7 protein-coding genes are annotated in these 6,731 nt (G+C 69.2%); 3 read left to right on the top strand and 4 right to left on the bottom strand.

The features are described from left to right. Positions 1-521 precede the first annotated feature (521 nt). Together OP86_RS31850 and OP86_RS31845 are read left to right on the top strand one after the other, a co-directional pair. Complete coding sequence (locus OP86_RS31850) at positions 522-1,652, top strand: DUF1611 domain-containing protein (protein WP_158707043.1); 1,131 nt, start codon at positions 522-524, stop codon at positions 1,650-1,652. After that, complete coding sequence (locus OP86_RS31845; protein WP_030055147.1) at positions 1,646-2,494, top strand: SMP-30/gluconolactonase/LRE family protein; 849 nt, start codon at positions 1,646-1,648, stop codon at positions 2,492-2,494. The genes OP86_RS31850 and OP86_RS31845 overlap by 7 nt, the downstream gene beginning before the upstream one ends. 71 nt (positions 2,495-2,565) lie before the next feature. On the opposite strand, the gene OP86_RS31840 is transcribed toward OP86_RS31845, so the two are convergent. From OP86_RS31840 to OP86_RS31830, 3 genes are read right to left on the bottom strand one after another with little or no spacing between them, the layout of a single operon-like run. Beyond that, positions 2,566-3,705, bottom strand: a complete 1,140-nt coding sequence (locus OP86_RS31840) for an MAB_1171c family putative transporter (RefSeq protein ID WP_051834228.1) — start codon at positions 3,703-3,705, stop codon at positions 2,566-2,568. Beyond that, a complete protein-coding gene (locus OP86_RS31835; protein ID WP_033334307.1) occupies positions 3,702-4,262 on the bottom strand; it encodes a M78 family metallopeptidase domain-containing protein in 561 nt (186 codons plus the stop codon). Before OP86_RS31835 ends, OP86_RS31840 begins: the two co-directional genes overlap by 4 nt. A 1-nt stretch (position 4,263) precedes the next feature. Next, a complete protein-coding gene (locus tag OP86_RS31830; RefSeq protein WP_030055144.1) occupies positions 4,264-4,701 on the bottom strand; it encodes a helix-turn-helix domain-containing protein in 438 nt (145 codons plus the stop codon). A 176-nt stretch (positions 4,702-4,877) separates the two neighbouring features. On the opposite strand from OP86_RS31830, the gene OP86_RS31825 reads away from it, so the two are divergent. Beyond that, entirely contained in the window at positions 4,878-5,744 is an 867-nt protein-coding gene (locus OP86_RS31825; RefSeq protein ID WP_030055143.1) for a LysR substrate-binding domain-containing protein, read from the top strand. 79 nt (positions 5,745-5,823) lie between these two features. Here the strand turns inward: OP86_RS31825 and OP86_RS31820 are convergent. Next, positions 5,824-6,731 (bottom strand): elongation factor 1-alpha C-terminal domain-related protein (locus tag OP86_RS31820; protein ID WP_234435135.1); only part of this gene is annotated, 908 nt, incomplete at its 5' end.

Raw genomic sequence — 6,731 nt, 5'->3', positions numbered from 1 at the left:
GTGGAGAGGATGTCCTCATGGGTACTGCGAGGTACTCGGGGGAGTTCAAGCGGGACGCGGTCGCGCTGGTGGAGTCCAGCGGGCGGCGCATCCCGTCGGGTGTCAACCCGGAGTCTGTGACAGTGGGTCGCGCGGTCACGTGCGGAAGCAGCAGCATCAGGTGCGGGCGGTGAGGGCCCGTTGACCCCGGCCGAGCGCGAGGAACTGCGCCGCCTGCGCAAGCAGGTCCGTGAGCTGGAGCTGGAGACGGTTCCGACCAGCGGCTGGGCCGCGACCGTCCAGTTGGCACCACCGCCGTAGCGCACCGGGCAGCAGTGGCAGCGGACCAGTGGAGGAACGGCGATTCGGGGAGCCGGTCGTCAGTCGTTCTCGGTACCCTTCTTGGCGTCACCGCCCCTCCATCGTCGTCGGATGCGCAGTTCAGCGCGTCTGAGCGCTGACGAGCGTCCTGCGGCAGACATCACAACCCCCTCTCCACTCAAACCCGCTTCCTTCGAATGCATTTGATTAGTATTCAGATCATGTTGTTATCTGATTTCTCTCAAGCGCCGTTGCGAGCAGTGATCTTCGCTGATGGGGTGTTCGGGCAACTGGAAGGCAAGACCGCGCAGGGGGTGCTTCGCCACAGCTCGGTCCTGGAGACCGTCGCGGTCATCGACCGGTCGCTGGCGGGTGGGACCACGGGTGGCGTGGTGGCCGGGACTGACGTACCGATCGTCGCCTCGTTGGACGAGGCCGTGGAATTCCGGCCCGAGGCCCTGGTCGTGGCGTTGACGGAATCCGACTACGGAGAGTCCATGGACGGGCGGTTCCTGCACACGCCGCGGATGCCGGGGGATCTGCCGGAGTTCTGGTGGGAGCAGATTCACGCGGCGGTTCGCGGAGGCCTGCACGTCATATCCTGTCTCCACCTCCAGCTGCTGACCACCGACCTCGTGGACCTGCTCGCCGAAGGGCAGCGGATCATCGACGTCAGGCGCCTCCATGAGGAACTGCCCAAGTACTCCGGGCGATCGCACCGCACTCGGGCCAGGCTGGTACACGTGGCGGGGAGCGACTGCGTCGTCGGGAAGCGGACCACCGCGCTGCAGTTGCAGTCCGCCGGCCGGTCGCGCGGTGTGGACGTCGGCTACATCGGCACCGGGCAGACCTGTCTGCTCGTCGGTGCCAGTGAGGGCGCGATCGTCGACCGGACGCCGGTGTTCCACGCGGCGGGCTTGGTGGAGCACCTGGTGCAGAAGGCGGATCCGCGGCACGACCTCCTGGTGATCAAGGGGCAAGCGTCGGTGATGCATCCCGCGTTCGGCGGGCTGGCGACCGCGATCCTGCAGGGCTCTCAGCCCGACGCCGTGGTCTTCGTGCACGACCCGCAGCGCGAGGTCCGGTACCACTGGGAGCACTTGCCCATCGCGGACCCGGAGGACGAGATCGCCCTGGTGGAACGGCTCAGTGGGGCTCCCGTGGCTGCGATCGCGACCCGGGGCCGGGAGAACGTCAAGAACCTGGGACACCTGGGCCTGCCTGTGGTGGATGTCCTGGACGGCGATGGTGCCGCGCACCTGATGGACGCCGTGGAGTCGACTCTCGAACGGGCGGGCGCACCGTTGCGCCGGTCGGTGGCGGGGTGTCCGGAAACGGCGGCCTCATGGTGACGGTGGAAGTGGCCCTGCCGGCCAGCGCGGGTTTCGCCGAGTGCCCGACCTGGGACGCGGCGGAGGGCGTCCTGCTCTGGGTCGAGATGAGCGAGTGCGCCGTTCACCGGTTCGATCCGACCGACGGGATTGACCGGGCGACGGTGTTCGCCCAGCCGGTGGCGGCGGCGAAGCCCCGCGTCGACCAGGGGCTCGTGCTCAGCCTGCGGGACGGAGTCGCCGTGACCGACCGGGAGGGAACGGCGCTCCGGTGGCTCGTCGACTGGTCCGAACAAGGAGTACGGGGGAACGACGCGGGGATCGACCACCGGGGCAGGCTGTGGGTCGGCACGATTGCTGGCGAGTCCAGCCCGGGGTCACTGTTCCGCCTGTCGCCCGACGGGCGGTTCGAGGTCGCGGTGCAGGACCTCCGGATGAGCAACGGCATCGTCTGGAGCCCGGACACGACCCGGATGTACCACGTGGACACACCGACCGGGCGCATCGACGTGTTCGACTACGACGCCGCGACGGGCCGCGCCACCAACCGGCGGGTGTTCGCCGAGGTCACCGGCACGCTGGGGGTCCCGGACGGCCTCTGCGTCGATGCCGACGGCGGGGTGTGGGTCGCGCTGTTCCGCGGCGGTGCGGTGCGGCGCTACTCTCCGGACGGACGCCTCGATCGCGAGATCGGATTCCCTGCCTCCCTGACCACCTCCTGCACCTTCGGCGGGCCGGACCTGACCGACCTGTACGTGACGACGGCACGCCGCGACCTGGGCCAGGTGGAGCCGATGGCCGGGAACCTCTTCGTCGTCCCCGGCCTGGCGCAGGGCTGCCCGGCCACACCGTTCGCCGGGTAGTCGGCCTCCGCCCTGCTGTCCGCCCCATCTCGTTCACGACGGGCGGACAGCAGGGCGGTGCGTACCCGGGACTACCGGTTCGCGCGGGCGTACGCCTGGGAGACCCGTACCAGCCACGCGACGTCGTCGGCGAAGTCCTGACTTTCGGGGCCGATGGGGGCGATCGCCGTATCGGCGTCGGGCGGGTCGTGGCGGCGTTGGCGTCCCGCCAGGGCGGCCGCGATGAGTGCCGCCTCTCGCTCGGCCTCCGGCTGTCCGCTGCTGTCGGTGGCCGCGAACGGAGGTGCCAGGGCGGCGTCCTTGCGGAGGGCCAGATAGCCGTCCCTGATCTCGATCACGCGGCGGTGCAGATGGAAGGTCAGGTCGGACAGAGCCGTCAGGTCGCCACCGGGCGGTTCCAGCGAGATCTCCGGATAGGCGCGGTACAGTGCCGACCAGAGGGGGCGCAGCCGCCGGTAACTCCGGTAGTCGGCATGCCATTCGAGGATCGCGGTCAGGCGCGGACCCCACAGCGGGGCCGTCCAGCCGACGATGTTCAGGACCATTCCCACCGTGAGATCGGTGCGTGAGACGTTCGCCCACCGCGCGGGGTGCCAACCGTAGGGGACCAAGAAGACATCGGCGAACCTCCCGGTGGGGTAGACGAGTTCGACGGCCGCCCCGCAGGCCGCGATGCGCAGTCCTCGCCGCACCCATGGATCCTCGCTCAGCCGGGCGTAGAACCTGCAGGCCCGGGCCACGGCCACCTTCCCGACGACGAACGCGGAGAGGAAGGTGACCAGGTAGGCGACGAGGAAGGGCTGGTCCCCGGGGCGCTCGAAGTAGTTCCGGGGATGCCCGTACCTGGTGGCCAGGAAGTACAGCACGGTCATCGTGGCGGGTACGAAGGCCAGGGTGATCAGTCGGCGCCGACACCGGATGCGGGCCTCGGGCCGTGGGTGGGTCCAGAGGATCAGCAGGAGTTGCTGGCAGGTGATCGTGGCGATGATCCACATCTGGACCGACACGTTGTACCAGGTCACCTGTCCGAACAGGCTGCCCGTCCAGCGAGACGGGACGGATAATGCCAGGTACATGCCTTGGCAGCCGAACGCGGCGCACATGGCAACCAGTGCCGGGTCCCGCCGGTAGCCGCGCAATAGGGGGACCAGCGTCGAGGTGAACGCGATCCAGCAGGCCAACGAGCCCAGCACGTACCGTAAATGGGTCACGGCCTGCTCCGGCGGCGCCAGGTGAGCGAGCCGTGGATGCGGCCCAGGGCGCTGTCGGGGTCGGGGTTCGAGCCGACGGCCTCCTCGCTGCGCAGGGCCCTGCCGAGGAGGAACGCCATGATCTCCGCTTCCTGTTCCTGCTCGTCGGAGAAGTTGTCACGGCGCAACAGATCCCTGACCAGGGATGGGTCCAGGTCGGGGAACAGCAGTGCCTCGATGTCGGTCTCGGTCATGCCCGCGCCGCGGTGTCCGCAGATCATGTGGGCCAACTCGTGGGCGATGATGTGTTCCTGATGGTGCCGGCTGGTGTGCTCCTCGTGGACGATGTAGTCCGCGTCCGGGAAGGACAACAGGAGTCCGTACGAGCCCGCGGTCTCCATCGGCATCGGGACCAGGTGGATGGGCCTCCTGCGCGCGGTGCTGAGGTGGGCGCACAGGGTCGTGATGTCGTAGCTCTCGGGAAGCCCGAGGGAGGCAAGTCGGTCCTCGCAAACTCGGCGCAGGGCTTGCATGCCGTTCCCCCGTTTGCGGCGTCCGCGCCAGAAAGGCGAGGTCATGCTACCCCTTCGTGTCCGGTGGCTCGTTGCGTTGGCGGCCCTGTGTGGGCGCGGCGGCGTGCAGCTTGCTGACCTCGTGGATGATCCGGGCCAGAGACTGGCGGCCGGCATCGTCCATCCGCATCGCCCGGAGTGCGATGTCGCGGACCTGGGCGTCGCGCATGGCCGTGGCGATCGCGAGCTGGGAGTCGACCCGCTCGACCGTCTCCTCGTCGAAGAAGTAGGCCACCGGCACTCGGAAGAAGGCTGCCAGGGCTTCGAGGTGGCGCTTGGTCGGATTGTCCCGCTGCCCCGTCCGCAGCTGCCAGACGTAACTCTTGGAGAAGGTGCCGCCGTTCAACTGGCTGCAGCCGCGGGCGACCTCCTCGTAGGTGTATTCGCGTCCGTCCTTCCTGATGGTGGTGAACAGCTTGTCGATCTTCTCGGCCAGTGAGGGCATCAAGGCTCCTTGCGTGCACCGGGGTGAGCTGGTGCAAGGTGGATGTTCATCTTAGTTGACAGCCGTCGGACCCGCACCTAGGGTCGCGGTATGTTAACTGGTACGAACAGATGGACAGTTGACGTTCACTCAGCCTACTTAGGTGACTGGATCCCCGCGAGACGGAAAGCCGGGTAATGCACCACGATCTGCAGATAGGTCCGCTCAGGACCCTGGTGACCATCGTCGAACTCGGCGGCTTCCGCAGAGCCGCCGAAGCGCTCCACATCACGCAGCCGGCCGTGAGCCAACAGATGCGCCGTCTCGCGTCGGTGCTCCCCGAACCCATCTTCCTCAACACCGGACGGGAGCTTCGACTGAGTTCCACCGGGGACGAGTTGCTCGGGTACGCCCGGAGGATCGTCTCGCTGAACGACGAGGCGGTGGAGCGGTTCACCACCCCGAGAGGGGGCAGGAAGTTGCTCATCGGGGTGTCCGACCAGCTCGCGGATTCCCTGCCGGGGATCCTCCGAGCGGTCTCGCTCCGGGATCCCGAGCTCAGGACGACGGTGCACAGCGGGCCGAGCGAGTCCCTGGAGAGCCGGGTCTCGGCCGGCGAGCTGGACCTGGCGCTGTTGCTCGACCCGACCAAGACGACCGCCTACGAGGTCCATGACCTCGGCCGGGTCCAGGTCTCCTGGTTCGGTCGGCCCGTCCTCGACGGCGACAGTGTCGTGCCGCTCAGCCTGTTCACCGAGCCCTCCAGCCTGCGCCGGCACGTCCTCGACGTCCTGGAGACCTCGGGGGTGAACTGGAGCATCGGCTATGAGGGTTCCGACTTGGCCGGCGTTCGGGCGGCGACTCAGGCGGGTCTTGGCGTCGCCTGCTTGATCGCCAACGCCGAGGAGCTCTGGGGGCTGCCCGCCGCCGGACTCGCGGCCGACCTCCCGTGCCCGGAGCCGCTGCCGGTCGGCCTGGCCGTCCCGCCGGGCCTGGCACCGGAACTGGCCCGGGTCGCCACCAGGGCGGCGCAGACGGCGCTGCTCGACTACCCGCTCGACTGATCGCGGCCCGCGGTCGGTCAACGCGGCACCGGCCGACCGTCGGGTACGGTCGGCCGGCACCGGAGTCGCGTCAACTCGTTCATCCCGCCGTGCCCGCCATGCCCGCCGTCAGGGTGGTGCCGTCGGACGGGTCGATGAGCAGGAAGGAACCGGTGCGGCGGAGGTCGTCGTAGGCGTCGAGGGCCAGCGGTTCGGACACCCGGATCGAGACCCGCCCGATGTCGTTGGCCGTGAGCGACCCGGGGGAGGGCTGATGGGACAGGTCGTCCAGCCGCAGCCGCGTGGTGACGTCCCGGACGACCGCCCGGACGATCCGGGTGGTGTGCTTGAGCAGCACCTTGTCCCCGGCCCGCAGCGGCCGGTCGGACACGTGGCAGACGGTCGCGTCGAGGTCCTGGGTGAGCTCGGGCACGTGATCGGTCGGGACGATGAGGTCGCCGCGGGAGATGTCGAGGTCGTCGGCGAGCCGGACGGTGGCCGACTGCGGCGCCCAGGCGATGTCGCTCTCCCGGCCGAGGGCGTCGATCCCGGCGACGGTGGTGGTCTGGCCGGAGGGCAGGACGGTGACGGGGTCGCCGACGCGCAGTACGCCGGAGGCCAACTGGCCCGCGTAGCCGCGGTAGTCGGGGTGCTCCTCGGTCTGGGGGCGGATCACGTACTGGACGGGGAAGCGGGCGGGCTCCCGGCTCGGGTCGCTGCCGACCGGGACGGTTTCCAGGTGTTCCAGCAGGGTGGGGCCGCCGTACCAGTCCATGTGGGCGGACGGTTCGACGACGTTGTCCCCGGCGAGGGCGGAGATCGGGACGGCGAGGACGTCCTTGACGCCGAGGGAGGCGGCGTAGGTGGTGAACTCCTCGGCGATGGCGGCGAAGACGGGCTCGGCGTAGTCGACCAGGTCCATCTTGTTGACGGCCAGCACGACGTGCGGCACCCGCAGCAGTGCGGCGACGGCGGCGTGCCGGCGGGTCTGCTCGACCACGCCGTTGC

Origin of the sequence: Streptomyces novaecaesareae (genome assembly GCF_000716875.1) — a bacterium.
GTDB lineage: Bacteria > Actinomycetota > Actinomycetes > Streptomycetales > Streptomycetaceae > Kitasatospora > Kitasatospora novaecaesareae.
This window is presented reverse-complemented; position numbering and strand designations above follow the sequence as displayed.